Source organism: Pseudomonas sp. Pseusp21 (assembly GCF_059492145.1).
In genome coordinates, this window is record NZ_CP168520.1 from 1,798,568 (window position 1) to 1,816,823 (window position 18,256).

Here is an 18,256-nt window from a genome sequence, read left to right on the forward strand (position 1 = left end):
ATGTCCAGCCGTTTAGTGAGTCTCCTGATTGCATTGAGTGCATGTCTGGGTTTCTGCATCTCTGCAACAGCCGCATCACCCACCTCGAAAGACCTCACCCTGCTCGGTCGTTCGGTCGAACCAACGGTGCAGGCCTTGTTCGATCCATCGCAAGTGGCGTGGCTGCACGCTCGCAATGAGTTGGTTCTGGGGACTTCAGCTCCGGATTACCCTCCGTTCGACATGACGCCCAGCGGACAAGACTACGAAGGCTTCACGGCGGATTACGCTTCACTGATTGGTCAGGCAACCGGTCTGCCGATCAGGGTCAAACGTTTCGCCTCGCGGGAGGCCGCCATCAAGGCATTGATGGACGGCCACATCGACATGCTCGGTACTGCCAACGGATTCGAAGCAGAAAACGCCAATATAGTACTGTCCAGGCCTTACGCCATCGATCAACCGGTCCTCGTCACACGCGAGGGCGAAACCCGCACGTTGACCGAAGGCCTGGCAGGACTGCGGCTGAGCATGCTGTATCACTACCTCCCGCTGGATGATGTCAAGGCGATGTATCCCAAAGCCCTCATCACCTCTTATCCGTCCTACCAGAACGCAATCAACGCCGTAGCGTTCGATCAGGCGGACGTGTTTCTCGGCGACACCATTTCCACCCATTACATGATCAACAAGGGTTACCTGAACAATATTCGCATGGCCAGTTTCGGCAAGCATGAGGCCCACGGCTTCAGCTTCGCCGTAGATCGCAACAATCCACAGCTGCTCGCTATCATCAATACGGCGCTCAAGGCCGTACCGGGCAGCGAGCGCGAAAATATCGCCAAACGCTGGAGCGTGGGCAGCGACACACTTTTAACCGACCAGAAGCTGCAATTGACCAGACGCGAAGAGCAGTGGCTGAAAAATCATCCGGTGGTGAGCGTACTGGTCAACGAGGCTTTCGCGCCCCTGACATTCTTTGACAGTGACGGCAATTTTCGCGGCATCAGCGCCGACTTGCTTGAACTCATTCGTTTGCGCACCGGACTGCGCTTCGAAATCCGCCGCAGCCGCAGCGATGCCGAAATGATCAAGCAGGTCGAACACCACCAGGCTGACCTGATCGCAGCTTTGCTGCCGACCGCCCAGCGTGAGGAAACCCTGCAATTCAGCCGTCCCTATCTGGAAAATTCATACGTGTTGCTGACCCGAAAGGCCGCCGACAGCCCTACGCACCTGGGGCAACTGAAACGCAAACGTCTGGCGATCGCTCAAGGCAATCCGATGATCGAGTACCTGCGCACCGAGTTTCCCCGCATTCAGCTGATCGAGACGCCGGATACTTACAGTGCTGTGGCGCTGCTCGATGAAGGTCAGGTCGAAGGCGCAGTGAACTCGCTGGTCATCGCAAACTACTTCATTGCATCACGAACCTTCGAACATCCCCTGCAGATCACCACCACCATCGGCACACGTCAGGCGGCTTTTTCTCTGGCGACAGCCCGGGACAACACAGAACTGAACTCGATCATCAACAAGACGCTGATGAGCATCACACCCGAAGAACTGGGCATTATCAATGGTCGCTGGCGGGGCTACTCAAACATTTCGCAAGGCACCTGGCATCAGTACCGGCGTTTCTTTTATCAGCTGATCGGCGGCGCCTGCCTGCTGTTGCTGCTGTCGCTGCTCTGGAATGCCTACATGCGCCGCCAGATCAAACAGCGTAAATCGGCGGAACGGGCCTTGAACGACCAGCTGGAATTCATGAGTTCACTGGTCAACGGGACGCCCCACCCAATCTACGTGCGTGACCGACAGGGCCTGCTGCAAAGCTGCAATGACAGTTATCTCCAGGCGTTCAATGCCCGGCGCGAAGACGTCATCGGCAAAGATGTCATGCAGGGTGCGCTGAACAACGCTTTCGAGGCACAGGCGTACCAGGCCGACTATCAGCGGGTAGTGACTGAAGGCAAACCGCTTGTGCTTGACCGACCGTTGCATATCGGCAACCGACGACTGACGATCTATCACTGGATTCTGCCCTACCGAGACTCCAGTGGCGACGTCCGGGGAATCATCGGCGGCTGGATCGACATCAGTGAGCGCCGCGAACTGCTCGATGAACTTCGCGCAGCCAAGGAACGGGCAGACGATGCCAACCGGGCCAAGAGTACGTTTCTGGCAACGATGAGTCATGAGATCCGCACGCCGATGAACGCAGTGATCGGCATGCTCGAGTTGACACTCAAGCGCATGGATCAGGCACACCCGGATCGCTCCGGCATCGAAACAGCCTACCATTCGGCCAGGGACTTGCTGGGCCTGATCGGCGACATACTGGACATTGCGCGCATTGAATCCGGGCGACTGAGTCTGAAACCCGAGCGAATCAACCTGATCGACACCGTGGGTTCGGTGGTCAGAATCTTCGAAGGGCTCGCCCGACAAAAACAGCTTTCACTGACTGTGTCCGTCTCCCCCCCTGAGCTGAATGTCGATGTGCAACTCGACCCTCTGCGCTTCAAACAGGTGCTGTCGAATCTGATCAGCAATGCCATCAAGTTCACCGACGCGGGGCAGGTCAGAATCACGCTGGATGTTCTTCCCACGGATGACCCCGAAGGTTCAATGGTGCAGCTGACCGTACAGGACAGCGGCATCGGGATCACGACGCAGGATCAGTTGCGGTTGTTCGAACCTTTTGCCCAGGCCGGCAACGATGGGCAACGGACCGTCAGCGGCGCAGGGCTCGGGCTGGTCATCAGCCGCAACCTGTGCGAAATGATGGGTGGAAAACTGCGGTTGAGCAGCCTGCCCGGAATTGGCACCCAGGTTCGGGTATCGCTACCGGTGACCATTCTGCCTGCACAAGTGGCGAGAGCTGAAGATGAATCACAGATTCAGCCATCCCTCATCCCGTTAACGGTTCTGGTGGTCGATGACCATCCGGCCAATCGACTGCTGATGTGTCAGCAGCTGGAATACCTCGGCCATCGATTCTGTATCGCGGAAGATGGCCTGCGCGGGCTGGATGAATGGAAGAGCGGGGAGTTCGATCTGGTCATTGCCGATTGCAACATGCCCGTCATGAACGGCTACGAGCTGACCCGCGCGATTCGTCAGCACGAAAAGCTTACCAGCCGCCCGGCTTGCACGGTGCTGGGGTTCACCGCCAATGCCCAGCCCGAAGAGATCCTGCGCTGCAAGCAGGCAGGCATGAACGAATGTCTGTTCAAGCCCCTGAGCCTCAACAGCCTGAGCCAATGGATCAAGAGCATTCAGCCGGTGTTCGCCGCTCCGGCTTTCAACCTGCAGGGGCTGACGCTGCTGACCGGTGACAACCCCTCTCAAACCCACCGATTGCTGGCAGAACTGCTCAACAGCAGTCGCCTTGATCGGGAGGAGTTGCAGGCCCTGTGCCTCACCCGGGATCCCTCCGCGCTGGCCGTCATCGCACACAAGATCAAAGGCGCCGCACGCATTGCCCAGGCCTCGCGCCTGATCAACTGCTGTGATGCGCTTGAGCAGGCCTGCCTGCAAGTACTGCCGTGGGAAGAAATCGAGCGTCATTGCCAGGCCAGCCACCTCGCCATCCTGGAATTGGAGCAGGCACTGGAACAGCAACTGGCTCGGATCGCCAAAAGCAAAATGGCCGGGGCTTAACTATGCTTGGAGGCTGAGCAGTGTGCTTAACCTACACGGAGAGTCTGCAATGCCCAGCCCACTGCGCCCGGAACAACGCCGGTTTCCGCTGCATGTGCACATCAGCGTCATGTTCACCTTTCTGCTGTTGCTCACCGGAGTGGTGCTGGGTTTGTTCAACTACCACCAGACCACACACATCATTCTGTCGAGTAGTGAAAAGCTGTTCAGCCGGATCGAACAGGATGTACGTCTCGACCTGCAGGCCACTTATGCACCGATCCGGCACCTGCTGAGCCTGCTGGCAGAGACCCCCGCCGCCGGATCTCCCAGCCTTGAATCGCGCATGCCGCTGCTCAAGCCGTTCAGTCAGTCCCTGATGGACAATCCGGATCTGGCCTCGCTCTACCTGGGTTATGAAAACGGCGACTTTTTCATGGTCCGCCCCTTGCGCACGCCAGCGCTGAAAACCCTGCTAAAGGCACCGGACGCAGCAGCGTTTCAAGTCTGGAGCATCGAACATGACGCCAGCGGTCAGACACATTCACAATCACTGTTCTTCGACCAGGCACTGTCCCCGGTCGGCCGACAGGACCACCCCGACGAACCTTATGATCCTCGCAGCCGGGCGTGGTACATCAACGCACGGCAGCAGGCCGAACAGATCACCACCGAACCCTACGTCTTTTTCTCCACCCACAACGTTGGCACGACGCTGGCCCGACGCAGCGGTGAAGACGCCGTGATCGGCGCCGACCTGACCCTTGATGCACTCTCCGCGACCCTGATCAAACACGTGGTGACACCGGCCACGGAAATCGTCCTGTTCGACGCCGACGGCAACGCCGTGGCTTATCCCGACAGCCGCCGGCTGATCGTCGATGACCGCACGGCGCGCCTGGCCAAGGCCGCCGATTTGAGCCCCGCCTTGCACACCTTGTTGTCCGGGCACCAGGGCAATCGGCTCGAAGTGGATGGCCGACAATGGATCGTCGCCCGCAGCCAGCTGCAGGAAGGCGGGCCGAAAGGTTTGCAGATGGCTTTACTGGTGCCCGAAGACGAACTGCTGGTCGACGCCTATCGCCTGCGCTGGCAAGGAGCGCTCATCACGCTGGCTACCTTGCTGCTATGTCTGCCGTTGGGCTGGCTGATCTCGCGGGTTCTGGTGACGCCCTTGCATGCCTTGGTCAAGGAAGCCGATGCAATTCGCAGCTTCGACTTCAACTTCCCGGTGACCCGCCGATCGCTGGTGCTGGAGATTGACCAGTTGAGCCTGTCGATGGCTCGCATGAAAGACACCCTGGCCAGCTTCTTTCGCATCACTGACAGCCTGACCGCCGAAACCCGCTTCGACCCGCTGCTGGAACGGGTACTGTTCGAGACAGTGCAGATCGCCCAGGCCCAGGCGGGGCTGATTTATCTGCGTGAGAACGATGGCAATCGCATGGAGCCCTACGGCCTGGTGGTCGCAGACTCGTCTCAACCGTTGGCGGCATTCGATCTGCAAAGCCGCAGTCTTGATGCCTCGCAAAGCCCCGAATGGTTCCGGCAACTGGCCAACGCCGACACGGTCGTGAGCAACCTGGGTTTCGAACAGGCCACCGACCTGCAGAAAGTGCTGCTGGCCATGGGTTCACCGAGGGTGCATTTGGTTGGAATCCGTCTGCATAACCGGCACAACGAAACCGTCGGCCTGCTGGTGCTGCTGATCGACGATGGCGGCACGCCGAGTGACCTGGAAAAACTCCGGCCAGATCGCATCGCCTTTCTGCAAGCGGTGTCCGGGGCGGCCGCGGTGAGTATCGAGAGTCAACGCCTGCAAGCCAGACAGAAACAACTGCTGGATGCGTTCATTCAACTGCTGGCCGGCGCCATTGATGCCAAGAGTCCTTATACCGGCGGGCATTGCCAGCGCGTGCCGGAACTGACCCTGATGCTCGCCCGTGCCGCTGCAGCCAGTCAGGCTCCGGCCTTCAGCGATTACCAGCCGAGCGAAGACGAATGGGAAGCCTTGCACATCGCTGCATGGCTGCACGACTGCGGCAAGGTCACGACCCCGGAATACGTGGTCGACAAAGCCACCAAGCTGGAGACCCTGAACGATCGCCTTCACGAAATCCGCACCCGCTTCGAAGTGCTCAAGCGCGACGCCTGGATCAACTATTGGCAAGCCCTGGCGTTGGGTGGTGAAGAACAGCAACTGGCCGGTCTGCGCGAGGCCACCCTGACGGCACTGGATGATGATTTTGCGTTCGTCGCCCGCTGCAATCTGGGCAGTGAAACCATGCTCGAGGGTGACCTGCAACGTCTGCAAGACATCGCGCAACGCACCTGGACGCGCACGCTGGATGATCGATTGGGCCTGTCATGGGAGGAGAACCGGCGTCAGGCACGCACCCCGGCACCGACCCTGCCGGTCACCGAACCGCTGCTGGCGGACAAGCCCGAACATCTGCTGGAGCGCGCCGAAAGCGAGCTGATCCCGGAAGATAATCCGTGGGGGTTCAAACTCGACGTGCCGCCCTACAAATACAATCGCGGCGAGCTGTACAACCTCTGCATCCCCCGGGGCACGCTGACCCGCGAAGAACGCTACATCATCAACCACCACATGGTGCAGACGATCCTGATGCTCAGTCGCCTGCCCTTCCCCGGGCATCTGAACAGCGTCGCGGAAATCGCCGGCGGGCATCACGAAAAAATGGACGGCACCGGTTATCCCAAGCGCCTGAAGCGCGAAGACATGAGCCTGCCGGCGCGCATGATGGCGATTGCCGACATCTTCGAAGCGCTGACCGCCGCCGATCGCCCTTACAAAAAGGCCAAGTCCCTGAGCGAAGCACTGGGGATCATGGCCACCATGTGCCGCGACGCACACATCGATGCCGAGCTGTTCGAGCTGTTCATTCGCGATGGCGTGTATCTGCAATACGCCACGCGTTTTCTCGATCCACGGCAGATCGATGCCGTGGACCCGGCGGCCGTGCTGCTCAAGGCAGGCCTGACGACGTGATCAGCAATCGGTCAGACGCAGGAAGATCGCCGCCAGCTGTTCGATCCCGGCCTGATCGTCGGTACCAAAACGCGCGAGCTTCGGGCTGTCGAGGTCGAGCACACCGATCAGGCGACCGTCCTTGACCAACGGAACCACCAGTTCGCTGTTCGACGCGCTGTCGCAGGCGATATGGCCGGGGAACGCATGAACGTCTTCGACCCGCTGCGTCTGCAGGCTGGCAGCCGCCGCGCCGCAAACGCCCCGACCGAACGGAATACGCACGCAGGCGATCTGGCCCTGGAACGGGCCGAGCACCAGCTCTTCGTTGCGATTGAGGTAGAAACCGGCCCAGTTCAGGTCATCGAGCTGGTTGAACAGGAACGCCGAAAACTGCGCGGCGTTGGCGATGAAATCGCGCTCGTCCGCCAGCAGCGACTCCAGTTGCGCGGCCAACATGCCATAGCCTTCGAGACCCTGGCCGCTCTGCTGCAAATCAATCATGCCTTGTGCTCCAACAATTTCAGTCCCACCCAATAACGGGCGAATTGGTACGCGCAACGTCCGTTGCGGTTGCCGCGGCCGGTTGCCCAGCGCACGGCGAGGATGTCCAGTTGTTCGTCGCGTTCCCAGCTCAGGCCGGCCTTGGCGGCCAACTGGCCGATCCAGTGCTCGACGACGTTGAGGAAATGTTCCTGGGTAAACGGATAGAACGACAGCCACAGGCCGAAGCGATCCGACAGCGCGATCTTGTCTTCCACCGCTTCGCTCGGATGCAGTTCGCCATCGACGCGCTTCCAGTTTTCGTTGTCGCTTTCCTTCTCCGGCACCAGATGGCGGCGGTTGGAGGTGGCGTACAACAACACGTTGTCCGGCGCCTGTTCGAGCGAGCCGTCCAGCACACTTTTCAGCACGCGGTAGTCGCCTTCGCCGGACTCGAACGACAGGTCATCGCAGAACAGCACAAAACGTTGCGGCAGCTTGGCGATCTGCTCCACCACCCGTGGCAGGTCCGCCAGGTGATCACGCTCGATTTCGATCAGACGCAAACCGGCCTTGGCGTGTTCAGCCAGCAACGCGCGCACCAGCGACGATTTACCGGTACCGCGCGACCCCCACAGCAGCGCATGGTTGGCCGGCATGCCGTCGAGAAATTGCTGAGTGTTGCGGCCCAGTTGCTCCAGCTGCCGGTCGACGCCGATCAGGTCCGACAGGCGCATGTCGAGGCTGACTTCCAGCGGCAGCAGATAACCGCTGCGACCGTCACGTTGCCAGCGTGCGGCGAGGCAGGTGCCCCAGTCGATGACCGGGCGTGGAGCCGGCAGCAGTGGTTCGATCCGCGCCAGAACCGACTCGGCGCGCTCAAGAAAAGCATTCAATCGGGAATCCACGTCTTCTCCTCGGGCTCGTTCACAGTAATGATGGCGGTGCAGCGACGACAGACAGCGTTCGAAACCTGTCCCGGGCCTTGTTACAAGGCGCTTCGGGAACCCCGGAATCCGTGCATGATCGACTATGCTTGAGCAGCGAAGGGAAACGGAAGTGGTTCAACACCCCATGGATATCAAATTCACCCACCGGCTGTCGTACAAACAGGCCCGGCTTACCGTGCTGGTCGGGTTCATTCTGGGCACGCTGCTCAGCCTGCTGCAAATCGGCATCGATTATGCCAGTGAAGACGCGTCCATCAACCGTGAAATCCTGTCGTTGCTGGAAATCAGCCATAACCCGGCCTCGCGCATCGCCTACAACATCGACGCCGAACTGGCGCAAGAACTGACCCTGGGCCTGCTGCGCTCGCCAGCGATCATCTCGGCGCAACTGACCGACAACAATCAGACGGTGCTGGCCAACGTCAAACGGCCGGAGCTGCAAAGCGGCTACCGGATGATCAGCGACTTCCTGTTCGGCGCCAAACGTCAGTTTGAAGACCGCCTCTATCTCGATCACTTGCCCAACGAATCCCTCGGCACCCTGAAACTGGAAGTCGACACCTACGCGTTCGGCAGCCGCTTCCTGCGCCGTGCCGAGGTCACGTTGCTCAACGGCTTCGCCCGCAGCCTGATTCTCACCGGAATTCTGCTCGCGCTGTTCTACGTGATGCTGACCAAACCGCTGGTACGGGTAATCCGCGAACTCAGCGGTCGCGACCCGCGCAGCGCCGAGCCGACCACCCTGGAATGTCCAGCCGGGCATGCCAATGACGAGATCGGCGTGCTGGTCAAGGTCGCCAACCAGCAGTTCGAGAACATCGCCACGGAAATCCAGCAGCGACGCAATGCGGAAAACCGCCTCACTGACTACCTCGCGCAACTCGAAGACATCGTGTCGGCGCGTACCGCAGAGCTCAAGGCGATCAATGCACGACTCAGCCAGTCCAACCAGGAACTGGAAGTGGCCCGCAGCACGGCACTGGACATGGCCGAGGCACGCTCGGCATTTCTCGCCAACATGAGCCACGAGATCCGTACTCCGCTCAACGGCCTGCTGGGGATGATCGCTCTCTCGCTCGATGGCCCGCTCAACGCCGAACAGCAGCAGCAACTGTCCATCGCCCACGACTCGGGCAAGGTTTTGGTGGAATTGCTCAACGACATTCTCGACCTGTCCAAATTCGATGCCGGACAACTTGAGCTGGAACATATTCCCTTCGATCTCGGCTCACTGATCGAAGACACCGCCAACCTGCTGTCACAGAACGCCGCACCGAGTGTCGAGCTGACCTGCCTGATCGATCCTTACTTCCCGGCGCTGGTGCTCGGCGATCCTACCCGGGTCAGGCAGATCGTCAGCAATCTTCTGTCCAACGCGCTGAAATTCACCCGCTTCGGCCGCGTCGATGTGCGATTGTCCACCTGGAAGGAAGGGGTACGCATCGAAGTCTGCGACACCGGTATCGGCATCGCTCAGGAAGCGCAGGTGAAGATTTTCCAGCCGTTTACCCAGGCGGGCGCCGGCATCACCCGCCAATACGGCGGCACCGGGCTCGGGCTGGCGCTGACCTACAACCTGTGCGAAGCCATGCAGGGGCGCCTGACCATAAGCTCCGAAGTGGGTTTCGGCAGTCAGTTCTGCGCCGAACTGCCGCTGCCCTGCCACACCCGCGCGGTGATTCCACCAGCGTTGCACGGCAAAGTGCTCGCGATCACCAACGCGGTCAGCGGCCTGGCGGAACTGCTGGAAAGCCTGCTGCCGGTCTGGGGGCTGACCTATGAGCAGCGAACCCTGGACGACCCGCTGCTCGGCCTATCCCCCGACGTCATCATCACCGATTGCCCCGAATGCCTGTTCGGCCTGCGCCCGGCGATGACGGCACCGATTCTGCTGGTGACCGCGTATGGCAGCTTCCTGCCGGGTGAAGAAGCCGCCGCCCTCGCCCCGCTGCAGCAGCAGGCGCGACCGCTGGCCCGCAACGCGCTGTATCAGAATCTGCGCCGAACGCTGTTGCCGGACCTCACCACCAACGACCGCGCTCGCCTTGAGAGCGTCTCGTCTCAGCGGCGCGGTCGGGTGCTGCTGGTGGAGGACAACCCGGTCAATCAACTGGTGGCCAAAGGCATGCTGGGCAAGCTCGGCTGTGATGTCGTGGTCGCAGCCCATGGTGTGGAAGCGCTGGATCAGCTGGAACACGACGAGTTCGATCTGGTGCTGATGGACTGCAACATGCCGGTGATGGACGGCTATGAAGCCAGCCGCCAGATTCGTCAGAGCGGTCGCTGGCCGCACTTGCCGATTGTCGCCCTGACCGCAAACGCGATGGCCGAAGAGCGCGAGCGTTGCCGGGCGGCGGGCATGAGCGATTATCTGGCCAAGCCGTTTCGCCGTGAAGAACTGGCGGCGCTGCTGGATCAGTGGATACCGACTACGACAACGCTTTGATCTGGCCCAGCAGGTGATCGAGTCCCTCACGCAGCTCGTTGAGCCGGTCAAGGTCCACCCCGCTGTCGCACAACAGCCGCTCCTTCAAAGGCCCGACCTGTTCACGCAGCGCCTGCCCTTGCAGCGTGAGGCTCAGATGGACCTCACGCTCGTCCCGGGCCGAGCGCTGACGCTGGACCAGCTCAAGTTGCTCCAGACGCTTGAGCAGCGGCGTCAGCGTCCCGGAGTCCAGCGCCAGCCGCTCACCCAGCGCCTTGACCGTTGGTTGCTCCGGTGCGACTTGCTGCCATTCCCACAGCACCAGCATCGCCAGATATTGCGGGTAAGTCAGGCCGAGCTGATCGAGCATCGGCTTGTAGCCACGGATCACCGCCCGCGACGCGGCATACAACTTGAAGCACAGCTGACTGTCGAGCTTCAGCGAATCGGCGGACAGGCTGTTCATTTGAGCAACGCTTCGATCTCGCGGCTCAGATCCTGCGGCTTGGTGGCCGGGGCGAAGCGCTTGACCAACTGGCCGTCCTTGCCGATCAGGAACTTGGTGAAATTCCACTTGATGCCCTGGGAGCCCAGCACGCCCGGCGCGCGTTTCTTCAATTGCACAAACAGCGGGTGCGCACCGGTCCCATTGACTTCGATCTTCTTGAACAGCGGGAAGCTGACGCCGTAGTTCAGTTCGCAGAACTCACTGATGGCGCCCTCGTTGCCCGGCTCCTGCTTGCCGAACTGGTTGCACGGGAAGCCCAGCACCACCAGGCCCTGATCCTTGTAGGTCTGCCACAGCTCCTCAAGGCCTTTGTACTGCGTCGTGAAACCGCATTTGCTCGCGGTATTGACCACCAGCACCGCCTTGCCGGCGAAATCGGCGAGGGTCTTTTGCTCGCCCTTGATGGTGGTGCACGGAATATTCAGCAGGTTATCGCTCATGGTGCGCACTCTTGAGAAATGGATAGACGGCAAAAATAGCGAGCAATTGAATTGTGTGCAATTTAATTGTTCGAAAGGCGACCCGAGGATCGCCCGTATCGGTTACTCGCGCGGCACCAGGTCCAGGCACACCGAGTTGATGCAATAACGCAAGCCGGTCGGCGGCGGGCCGTCAGGGAAGACGTGGCCAAGGTGTGCATCGCACCTGGCGCATTTCACTTCGGTGCGGATCATGCCGTGGCTGGTGTCACGGATTTCGGTCATGGCGCTGTCGCCGATCGGCGCGTAGAAGCTTGGCCAGCCGCAACCGGAATCGAATTTGGTCCTGGAATCAAACAACGGCTCGTTGCAGCAGACACAGTGATAGACACCGTCAGTCTTGGTGGCGTTGTATTTACCGGAGAACGGTCGCTCGGTGGCACTGAGACGACACACGTTGTATTGCTCGGGGTCGAGCATCGCCCGCCATTCTTCCAGGGTCTTTTCAATCTTTTGCATCATCACACCTCAGCGGCTGAAAAAGCCCGATCTGTACCTTTTCCACGGATCGGGCGGCACGTATGATTGCGCCTCGTCACACGCCAGTCTGGCAGCGGGTTCCTGCGCATTCAAACGGATTGTTGGAAACCGCCGCTCGAGACACTTGCCTGTGTGAAGACGCAGGATTCCCAGCACGGTTGTCCACCCGCCGCCTGGATCGTTCATTTTCGGGATCACATCGCCATGCAGTTCAGCAAATCGAACAAGCTCGCCAACGTCTGCTACGACATTCGCGGCCCGGTGCTCAAGCACGCCAAACGACTGGAAGAGGAAGGCCATCGCATCCTCAAGCTGAACATCGGCAACCCGGCACCCTTTGGTTTCGAAGCGCCGGATGAAATTCTCCAGGATGTGATCCGCAACCTGCCGACCGCCCAGGGCTACAGCGATTCCAAAGGCCTGTTCAGCGCGCGCAAGGCGGTGATGCAGTACTACCAGCAGAAGCAGGTCGAAGGTGTCGGCATCGAAGACATTTACCTGGGCAACGGCGTGTCCGAGCTGATCGTGATGTCGCTGCAGGCGCTGCTCAACAACGGCGACGAAGTGCTGGTGCCGGCGCCGGACTACCCGCTGTGGACCGCCGCCGTGAGCCTGGCCGGCGGTAACGCGGTGCATTACCTGTGCGACGAGGGTGCCGACTGGTTCCCGGACCTGGCCGACATCAAGGCCAAGATCACCCCGAACACCAAGGCGATGGTGATCATCAACCCGAACAACCCGACCGGCGCGGTGTATTCGAAGGAAGTACTGCTGGGCATGCTGGAACTGGCCCGTCAGCACAACCTGGTGGTGTTCTCCGACGAAATCTACGACAAGATCCTCTACGACGACGCCGTGCACATCTGCACCGCTTCGCTGGCCCCGGACCTGCTGTGCCTGACCTTCAACGGTCTGTCCAAGTCGTATCGCGTGGCCGGTTTCCGCTCCGGCTGGATCGCCATTTCCGGTCCGAAACACAACGCTCACAGCTACATCGAAGGCATCGACATGCTGGCCAACATGCGCCTGTGCGCCAACGTGCCGAGCCAGCATGCGATCCAGACCGCCCTGGGTGGCTATCAGAGCATCAACGATCTGGTTCTGCCGCAAGGCCGGTTGCTGGAACAACGCAACCGTACCTGGGAACTGCTCAACGACATTCCCGGCGTGAGCTGCGTGAAGCCGATGGGTGCGCTGTACGCGTTCCCGAAGATCGACCCGAAAGTCTGTCCGATCCACAACGACGAGAAATTCGTGCTCGACCTGCTGCTCTCCGAGAAGCTGCTGGTGGTGCAAGGCACGGCGTTCAACTGGCCGTGGCCTGACCACTTCCGCGTGGTCACGCTGCCGCGGGTCGATGACCTGGACATGGCCATCGGTCGCATTGGCAACTTCCTCAAGTCGTACCGCCAGTAACCGGCGCTCAGTGCGCAACGGCCCGAACGTTGCGCACTGTCTGATTCAGCAACACTTCTGCTGCTCCCCTCCTCCAGCACCTTCTACACTTGCGAGTCATACGAATCATGCGTGCCTGACGCAATGAGACCGGGTGCCGCGTGCCTGTCATCCATAGCGGATTCGGCAGTGGGAAATATCCCATGTCCGACGAATCCGGTGTAGGACACAGTTTGAAATAGTCACTCGGTTGAATCGCCAGGTGCCGCACCTTATATACCCCGCAGTACGCTACATCTTTAGCTTGAGGAGACTTCTACAACCATGATGCGCATCCTGCTGTTTTTGGCCACTAACCTGGCGGTCGTGCTGATAGCCAGCATCACCCTGAGCCTTTTCGGCTTCAACGGGTTCATGGCGGCCAACGGGGTTGATCTCAACCTCAGTCAGCTGCTGGTTTTCTGTGCAGTCTTTGGTTTTGCCGGTTCCCTGTTCTCGCTGTTCATCTCCAAGTGGATGGCGAAAATGAGCACCAGCACCCAGATCATCACCCAGCCACGTACTCGTCACGAGCAGTGGCTGCTGCAAACCGTCGAGCAACTGTCCCGGGAAGCCGGGATCAAGATGCCCGAAGTCGGTATTTTCCCGGCCTATGAAGCGAACGCCTTCGCCACCGGCTGGAACAAGAACGACGCACTGGTCGCGGTCAGCCAGGGCTTGCTCGAGCGTTTCAAGGAAGATGAAGTGCGGGCCGTGCTGGCCCACGAGATCGGCCACGTGGCCAACGGCGACATGGTCACCCTGGCGCTGATACAGGGCGTGGTGAACACCTTCGTGATGTTCTTCGCGCGGATCATCGGCAACTTCGTCGACAAGGTGATTTTCAAGAACGAAGAAGGCCAGGGCATGGCCTATTACATCGCGACCATTTTCGCCGAACTGGTATTGGGCATTCTGGCCAGCGCAATCGTGATGTGGTTCTCGCGCAAACGCGAGTTCCGTGCCGATGATGCCGGCGCCCGCCTGGCCGGTACGGGGGCGATGATCAACGCCTTGCAACGCTTGCGCGCCGAACAGGGCCTGCCGGTGCACATGCCTGACACCCTGAATGCCTTCGGCATCAACGGCGGTATCAAACAGGGGTTTGCTCGCATGTTCATGAGCCACCCGCCGCTGGAAGATCGTATCGACGCCCTGCGTCGTCGCGGCTGATCAGCCCCGCTCCAACAGAAAGGCCCGCAGCGATGCGGGCCTTTTTTGTTGTTCTGTTACTGAGGAGTCAGGCGGTACACCCGCTCTTCCAGCCGTGTCACACCCGCCTGCAGGAACTTCCCGCTTTCGCTCAGTACGTCCTGTTCTTCCAGCGCCTGCACCGCCCAGTCGCCACCGAGCAGCTGCTGCACCTCGGCATCTGTCACCGCAAACGGCGGCCCGGACATCCGAGCCTGATCGTAATCCAGCGTGATCAGCAAACCACGCAGCCCCGTCGGCAGGATGCTCAACAAATGCGCCGCATAGCGCTCACGCATTGGCGCCGGCAAGGCGATCAGCGCCGCACGGTCATACAACGCCGTACAATCGGCCACATCGTTCGCAGACAAGGCGAAGAAATCCCCGCACCACAACTCGATCGCGCCGGCCCGATAAACCTTGAAGCTGCCCTCTTCACTGATCTGCGGCTGCAATTGCTGCTCACGGAAGAAGTCTTCCACGGCCTTCTCCGACAGCTCGACGCCGAGCACCCGATGCCCACGCCCGGCAAGCCACAGCAGATCCAGGCTTTTCCCACACAACGGCACCAGCACACGCGCCTGCGCCGGGATGGCCAGATCGGGCCAGTGCCGCTGCAAATACGGGTTCACCTCCGGCTGGTGAAAGCCGATCTGGTTCGATTCCCACTTCTTGTGCCAAAACTCCGACTGCATGCATCCTCCAAAGAATTCGATCAAAAGGCGTTAAAACTTATATTGGAATTAGATCAATGAACTGACTGAAGATGAACCATCTTAACGCTCAGGAACCTTTCCATGTTTCCCAGCCTGTTTATCTCCCATGGCTCGCCCATGCTGGCACTTGAGCCCGGCGCCAGCGGCCCGGCCCTGGCGCGGTTGGCGGCCGAACTGCCACGCCCGAAAGCCATCGTCATCGTATCCGCCCACTGGGAAAGCCATGAGCTGCTGGTCAGCGGCCATCCGCAACCGGAAACCTGGCACGACTTCGGCGGTTTCCCCCGCGCGCTGTTTGAAGTGCAGTATCCGGCCCCGGGCGATCCGCAACTCGCCCGTAGGGTTGCCGATCTGCTGACCGCCAACGACCTGCCGGCACGCCTCGATCCACAACGACCGTTCGATCACGGTGTGTGGGTGCCGCTGTCGCTGATGTACCCGCAGGCTGACATCCCGGTGGTGCAGGTTTCCCTACCGAGTCGTGGCGGTCCGGCGCTACAGAACCGCGTCGGCCAGGCGCTGGCCAGGCTGCGCGAACAGGGCATTCTGTTGATCGGCTCCGGCAGCATCACCCACAACCTGCGAGAACTGGATTGGCACGCCGGCCCGGAGAGCGTCGAACCGTGGGCGCGGGACTTCCGTGACTGGATAGTCGACAAGCTGGCCGCCAACGACGAAGCCGCCCTGCACGATTACCGTCAGCAGGCACCGAACGCAGTACGCAACCATCCAAGCGACGAGCACCTGTTGCCGCTGTACTTCGCCCGCGGCGCTGGCGGTGATTTCAGCATTGCCCATCAAGGCTTCACCATGGGTGCGCTGGGCATGGACATCTACCGCTTCGGCTGATACCCAAATCGCAGGCATAAAAAATCCCCGAACCAGTCGGGGATTTTTTATGTTCGATCAATCAGCCCAGAGGCGGATCAATCTTCGCGGTAGCGACGCAGCTTCAACTGCTTACCGGCAACGCGAGTGTCCTTCAGCTTGGTCAGGAGTTTGTCCAGACCATCTTCCGGCAGCTCGACGAGGCTGAAGCTGTCACGCACCTGAATGCGACCGATGGCTTCACGTGCCAGACCACCTTCGTTGAGGATGGCGCCCAGCAGGTTTTTCGCCGCGATACCGTCACGCGCGCCCAGCGCGGTACGGCAACGGGCACGGCCTTCGCCCAAAGGCATTGGCGCACGACGCTCGCGGTCACCACGGTCCGGACGATCACCGGAACGCTCAGGACGGTCGCCACGCGGTGCGCTGTTCGGCACCAGTGGACGTTCCTTCTCGATCGCTGCCAGGTTCAGCGCCTGACCATTGGTGGCCTTGCGCAGCAGAGCGGCAGCCAGGGCGCGTGGGGTGCAACCGATGTCGGCGGTCAGGCGATCCAGCAGATCACCGTGAGTCGATTCGGCGTCAGCCACCAGCGGCGACAGGCTGTTGGTCAGCTTCTTGATGCGGGCATCAAGAACGGCCTGGGCGTCCGGCAGACGCACTTCGGCAACTTTCTGACCGGTTACACGCTCGATTACCTGCAGCATGCGGCGCTCACGTGGCGTCACCAGCAGCAGCGCGCGGCCTTCGCGACCGGCACGGCCGGTACGGCCGATACGGTGCACGTAGGATTCCGGATCGTACGGCATGTCCACGTTGAACACGTGGGTGATGCGCGGAACGTCCAGACCACGGGCGGCAACGTCGGTCGCTACAACGATGTCCAGACGGCCATCTTTCAGCGAGTCGATGACGCGCTCACGCTGGTTCTGGGCGATGTCGCCGTTCAACGCGGCGGCTTTGTAGCCTTTGGCGTCGAGGGCGCTGGCCAGATCCAGGGTCGCTTGCTTGGTGCGCACGAACATGATCAGAGCGTCGAAATCTTCCACTTCCAGCAAGCTGAGAACGGCAGAGGTCTTCTGGTCAGCGTGAACCAACAGGTGAGCCTGTTCGATCGCGGTAACGGTCTGGGTCTTGCTCTGGATCTTCACGTGCTTTGGATCGCGCAGGTGACGCTCGGCGATGGCACGGATCGATTGCGGCAGGGTCGCCGAGAACAATACGGTCTGACGAGTTTCCGGCATGGCCTTGAAGATCACTTCGAGGTCGTCCATGAAGCCCAGTTTGAGCATTTCGTCTGCTTCGTCGAGAACCAGGTGGTTCACGGTCTGCAGCACTTTTTCGTCGCGACGCAGGTGGTCGCACAGACGGCCCGGAGTGGCGACAACGATCTGTGCGCCATTACGGATTGCTTTCAATTGTGGGCCCATCGGCGCGCCGCCGTAGACAGCCACAACAGTTACGCCCGGCATTTGCTTGGCGTAGGTTTCGAAAGCGGTTGCAACTTGTAGCGCCAACTCACGAGTTGGGGCCAGGATCAGAGCTTGCGGCTCGCGCTTGGACGGATCGATGCGGTGCAGGATAGGCAGGGCAAAGGCAGCGGTTTTACCGGTACCGGTTTGCGCCTGACCAATCATATCGTGACCGGCGAGGATGATCGGGATCGACTGCTGCTGAATGGCCGAAGGCTCTTCATAGCCGGTAGCGACTACTGCAGCGACAATATTGGGATGAAGTTCAAGAGCGGCGAAGCCGCCGATTTCCTGGGTCATGGGTCTGCCTCTAAGTGCATCCGCAAAGACCCATGCTCCAAAGCTGCACATGCCGTGTTGAGACTCAAGAGTCGCCCTGGCAGCTTTGTCGGCGGGGATTTGCGAAAACGAATGAATGAAAAAGAATCGTCAAGGAAGAGCCCGCAGTGCGGACGTGCAGCCGAAGCTGACTTCGGGGAATTGCGCTACCTAAACGCGGCCCGGTTAAAGGCCGGCGCGCACTATACCGGAATTTGCCCAAAAAGGGAGCTTTTTTTATCGGAGAAATACAGTTGTCACCGCTGTGTAATGGGGTTTTGCGGATAATCGGGCAAAGGTCTATTTTTCAAACACCCCGGCCCTGCGGGCGATGGCGCTTAAACGATTCACCGATG

General features: G+C 60.3%; 13 protein-coding genes. 6 read left to right on the plus strand and 7 right to left on the minus strand.

Going from position 1 to position 18,256, the window contains the following annotated elements; translation table 11 throughout:
• Complete coding sequence (locus tag ACEN93_RS08000) at positions 1 to 3,645, plus strand: transporter substrate-binding domain-containing protein (protein WP_495611284.1); 3,645 nt, start codon at positions 1 to 3, stop codon at positions 3,643 to 3,645.
• Between the two features lie 49 nt (positions 3,646 to 3,694).
• On the plus strand, positions 3,695 to 6,637 hold the full coding sequence (locus ACEN93_RS08005) for an HD domain-containing phosphohydrolase (RefSeq protein WP_495611285.1): 2,943 nt from the start codon (positions 3,695 to 3,697) through the stop codon (positions 6,635 to 6,637).
• Here the strand turns inward: ACEN93_RS08005 and ACEN93_RS08010 are convergent, their stop codons facing one another.
• Both ACEN93_RS08010 and ACEN93_RS08015 read right to left on the minus strand, forming a co-directional pair.
• Entirely contained in the window at positions 6,638 to 7,120 is a 483-nt protein-coding gene (locus ACEN93_RS08010; protein ID WP_039770434.1) for a GAF domain-containing protein, read from the minus strand.
• A complete protein-coding gene (locus tag ACEN93_RS08015) occupies positions 7,117 to 8,007 on the minus strand; it encodes an ATP-binding protein (protein WP_007955716.1) in 891 nt (296 codons plus the stop codon). Before ACEN93_RS08015 ends, ACEN93_RS08010 begins: the two co-directional genes overlap by 4 nt.
• Before the next feature lie 166 nt (positions 8,008 to 8,173).
• Here ACEN93_RS08015 and ACEN93_RS08020 point away from each other — a divergent pair, with 166 nt between their 5' ends.
• On the plus strand, positions 8,174 to 10,495 hold the full coding sequence (locus ACEN93_RS08020) for a hybrid sensor histidine kinase/response regulator (RefSeq protein WP_039770438.1): 2,322 nt from the start codon (positions 8,174 to 8,176) through the stop codon (positions 10,493 to 10,495).
• On the opposite strand, the gene ACEN93_RS08025 is transcribed toward ACEN93_RS08020, so the two are convergent.
• The 3 genes from ACEN93_RS08025 to msrB all read right to left on the minus strand — a co-directional run bounded on the left by ACEN93_RS08025 (position 10,479) and on the right by msrB (position 11,920).
• Positions 10,479 to 10,940, minus strand: a complete 462-nt coding sequence (locus ACEN93_RS08025) for a MarR family winged helix-turn-helix transcriptional regulator (RefSeq protein ID WP_039770440.1) — start codon at positions 10,938 to 10,940, stop codon at positions 10,479 to 10,481. The genes ACEN93_RS08020 and ACEN93_RS08025 overlap by 17 nt on opposite strands.
• A complete protein-coding gene (locus ACEN93_RS08030; protein ID WP_495611286.1) occupies positions 10,937 to 11,422 on the minus strand; it encodes a glutathione peroxidase in 486 nt (161 codons plus the stop codon). Before ACEN93_RS08030 ends, ACEN93_RS08025 begins: the two co-directional genes overlap by 4 nt.
• Before the next feature lie 102 nt (positions 11,423 to 11,524).
• Positions 11,525 to 11,920, minus strand: a complete 396-nt coding sequence (msrB, locus tag ACEN93_RS08035) for a peptide-methionine (R)-S-oxide reductase MsrB (RefSeq protein ID WP_495611287.1) — start codon at positions 11,918 to 11,920, stop codon at positions 11,525 to 11,527.
• A 225-nt stretch (positions 11,921 to 12,145) separates the two neighbouring features.
• On the opposite strand from msrB, the gene ACEN93_RS08040 reads away from it, so the two are divergent.
• Together ACEN93_RS08040 and htpX are read left to right on the plus strand one after the other, a co-directional pair.
• The gene (locus ACEN93_RS08040) at positions 12,146 to 13,357 is read left to right on the plus strand and encodes a pyridoxal phosphate-dependent aminotransferase (RefSeq protein ID WP_007955711.1); all 1,212 of its coding nucleotides are present in this window, start codon (positions 12,146 to 12,148) and stop codon (positions 13,355 to 13,357) included.
• A gap of 303 nt (positions 13,358 to 13,660) precedes the next feature.
• Positions 13,661 to 14,548 (plus strand): protease HtpX, encoded by an 888-nt coding sequence (gene htpX / locus ACEN93_RS08045; RefSeq protein ID WP_074687972.1) that lies wholly within the window; start codon positions 13,661 to 13,663, stop codon positions 14,546 to 14,548.
• A gap of 56 nt (positions 14,549 to 14,604) precedes the next feature.
• Here htpX and ACEN93_RS08050 read toward each other — a convergent pair whose 3' ends face one another.
• Positions 14,605 to 15,261, minus strand: coding sequence for a thiopurine S-methyltransferase (locus ACEN93_RS08050; protein ID WP_103386346.1), 657 nt, complete (start codon positions 15,259 to 15,261; stop codon positions 14,605 to 14,607).
• 102 nt (positions 15,262 to 15,363) lie between these two features.
• On the opposite strand from ACEN93_RS08050, the gene ACEN93_RS08055 reads away from it, so the two are divergent.
• Positions 15,364 to 16,131, plus strand: a complete 768-nt coding sequence (locus tag ACEN93_RS08055; RefSeq protein ID WP_074687976.1) for a DODA-type extradiol aromatic ring-opening family dioxygenase — start codon at positions 15,364 to 15,366, stop codon at positions 16,129 to 16,131.
• Between the two features lie 77 nt (positions 16,132 to 16,208).
• Here ACEN93_RS08055 and ACEN93_RS08060 read toward each other — a convergent pair whose 3' ends face one another.
• Positions 16,209 to 17,882 carry a DEAD/DEAH box helicase gene (locus ACEN93_RS08060; protein WP_007955707.1) on the minus strand — a complete coding sequence of 558 codons (1,674 nt, stop codon included), beginning with the start codon at positions 17,880 to 17,882 and terminating at the stop codon, positions 16,209 to 16,211.
• Positions 17,883 to 18,256: the final 374 nt, after the last annotated feature.

Bases quoted from the DNA above. Each gene is read 5' to 3' on its own strand.
- ACEN93_RS08020 (WP_039770438.1), top strand. From the start codon at position 8,174: ATGGATATCAAATTCACCCACCGGCTGTCGTACAAACAGGCCCGGCTT.
- ACEN93_RS08010 (WP_039770434.1), bottom strand. From the start codon at position 7,120: ATGATTGATTTGCAGCAGAGCGGCCAGGGTCTCGAAGGCTATGGCATG.
- ACEN93_RS08025 (WP_039770440.1), bottom strand. From the start codon at position 10,940: ATGAACAGCCTGTCCGCCGATTCGCTGAAGCTCGACAGTCAGCTGTGC.
- ACEN93_RS08060 (WP_007955707.1), bottom strand. From the start codon at position 17,882: ATGACCCAGGAAATCGGCGGCTTCGCCGCTCTTGAACTTCATCCCAAT.
- ACEN93_RS08000 (WP_495611284.1), top strand. From the start codon at position 1: ATGTCCAGCCGTTTAGTGAGTCTCCTGATTGCATTGAGTGCATGTCTG.
- msrB (WP_495611287.1), bottom strand. From the start codon at position 11,920: ATGCAAAAGATTGAAAAGACCCTGGAAGAATGGCGGGCGATGCTCGAC.
- ACEN93_RS08055 (WP_074687976.1), top strand. From the start codon at position 15,364: ATGTTTCCCAGCCTGTTTATCTCCCATGGCTCGCCCATGCTGGCACTT.
- ACEN93_RS08030 (WP_495611286.1), bottom strand. From the start codon at position 11,422: ATGAGCGATAACCTGCTGAATATTCCGTGCACCACCATCAAGGGCGAG.
- htpX (WP_074687972.1), top strand. From the start codon at position 13,661: ATGATGCGCATCCTGCTGTTTTTGGCCACTAACCTGGCGGTCGTGCTG.
- ACEN93_RS08005 (WP_495611285.1), top strand. From the start codon at position 3,695: ATGCCCAGCCCACTGCGCCCGGAACAACGCCGGTTTCCGCTGCATGTG.
- ACEN93_RS08040 (WP_007955711.1), top strand. From the start codon at position 12,146: ATGCAGTTCAGCAAATCGAACAAGCTCGCCAACGTCTGCTACGACATT.
- ACEN93_RS08050 (WP_103386346.1), bottom strand. From the start codon at position 15,261: ATGCAGTCGGAGTTTTGGCACAAGAAGTGGGAATCGAACCAGATCGGC.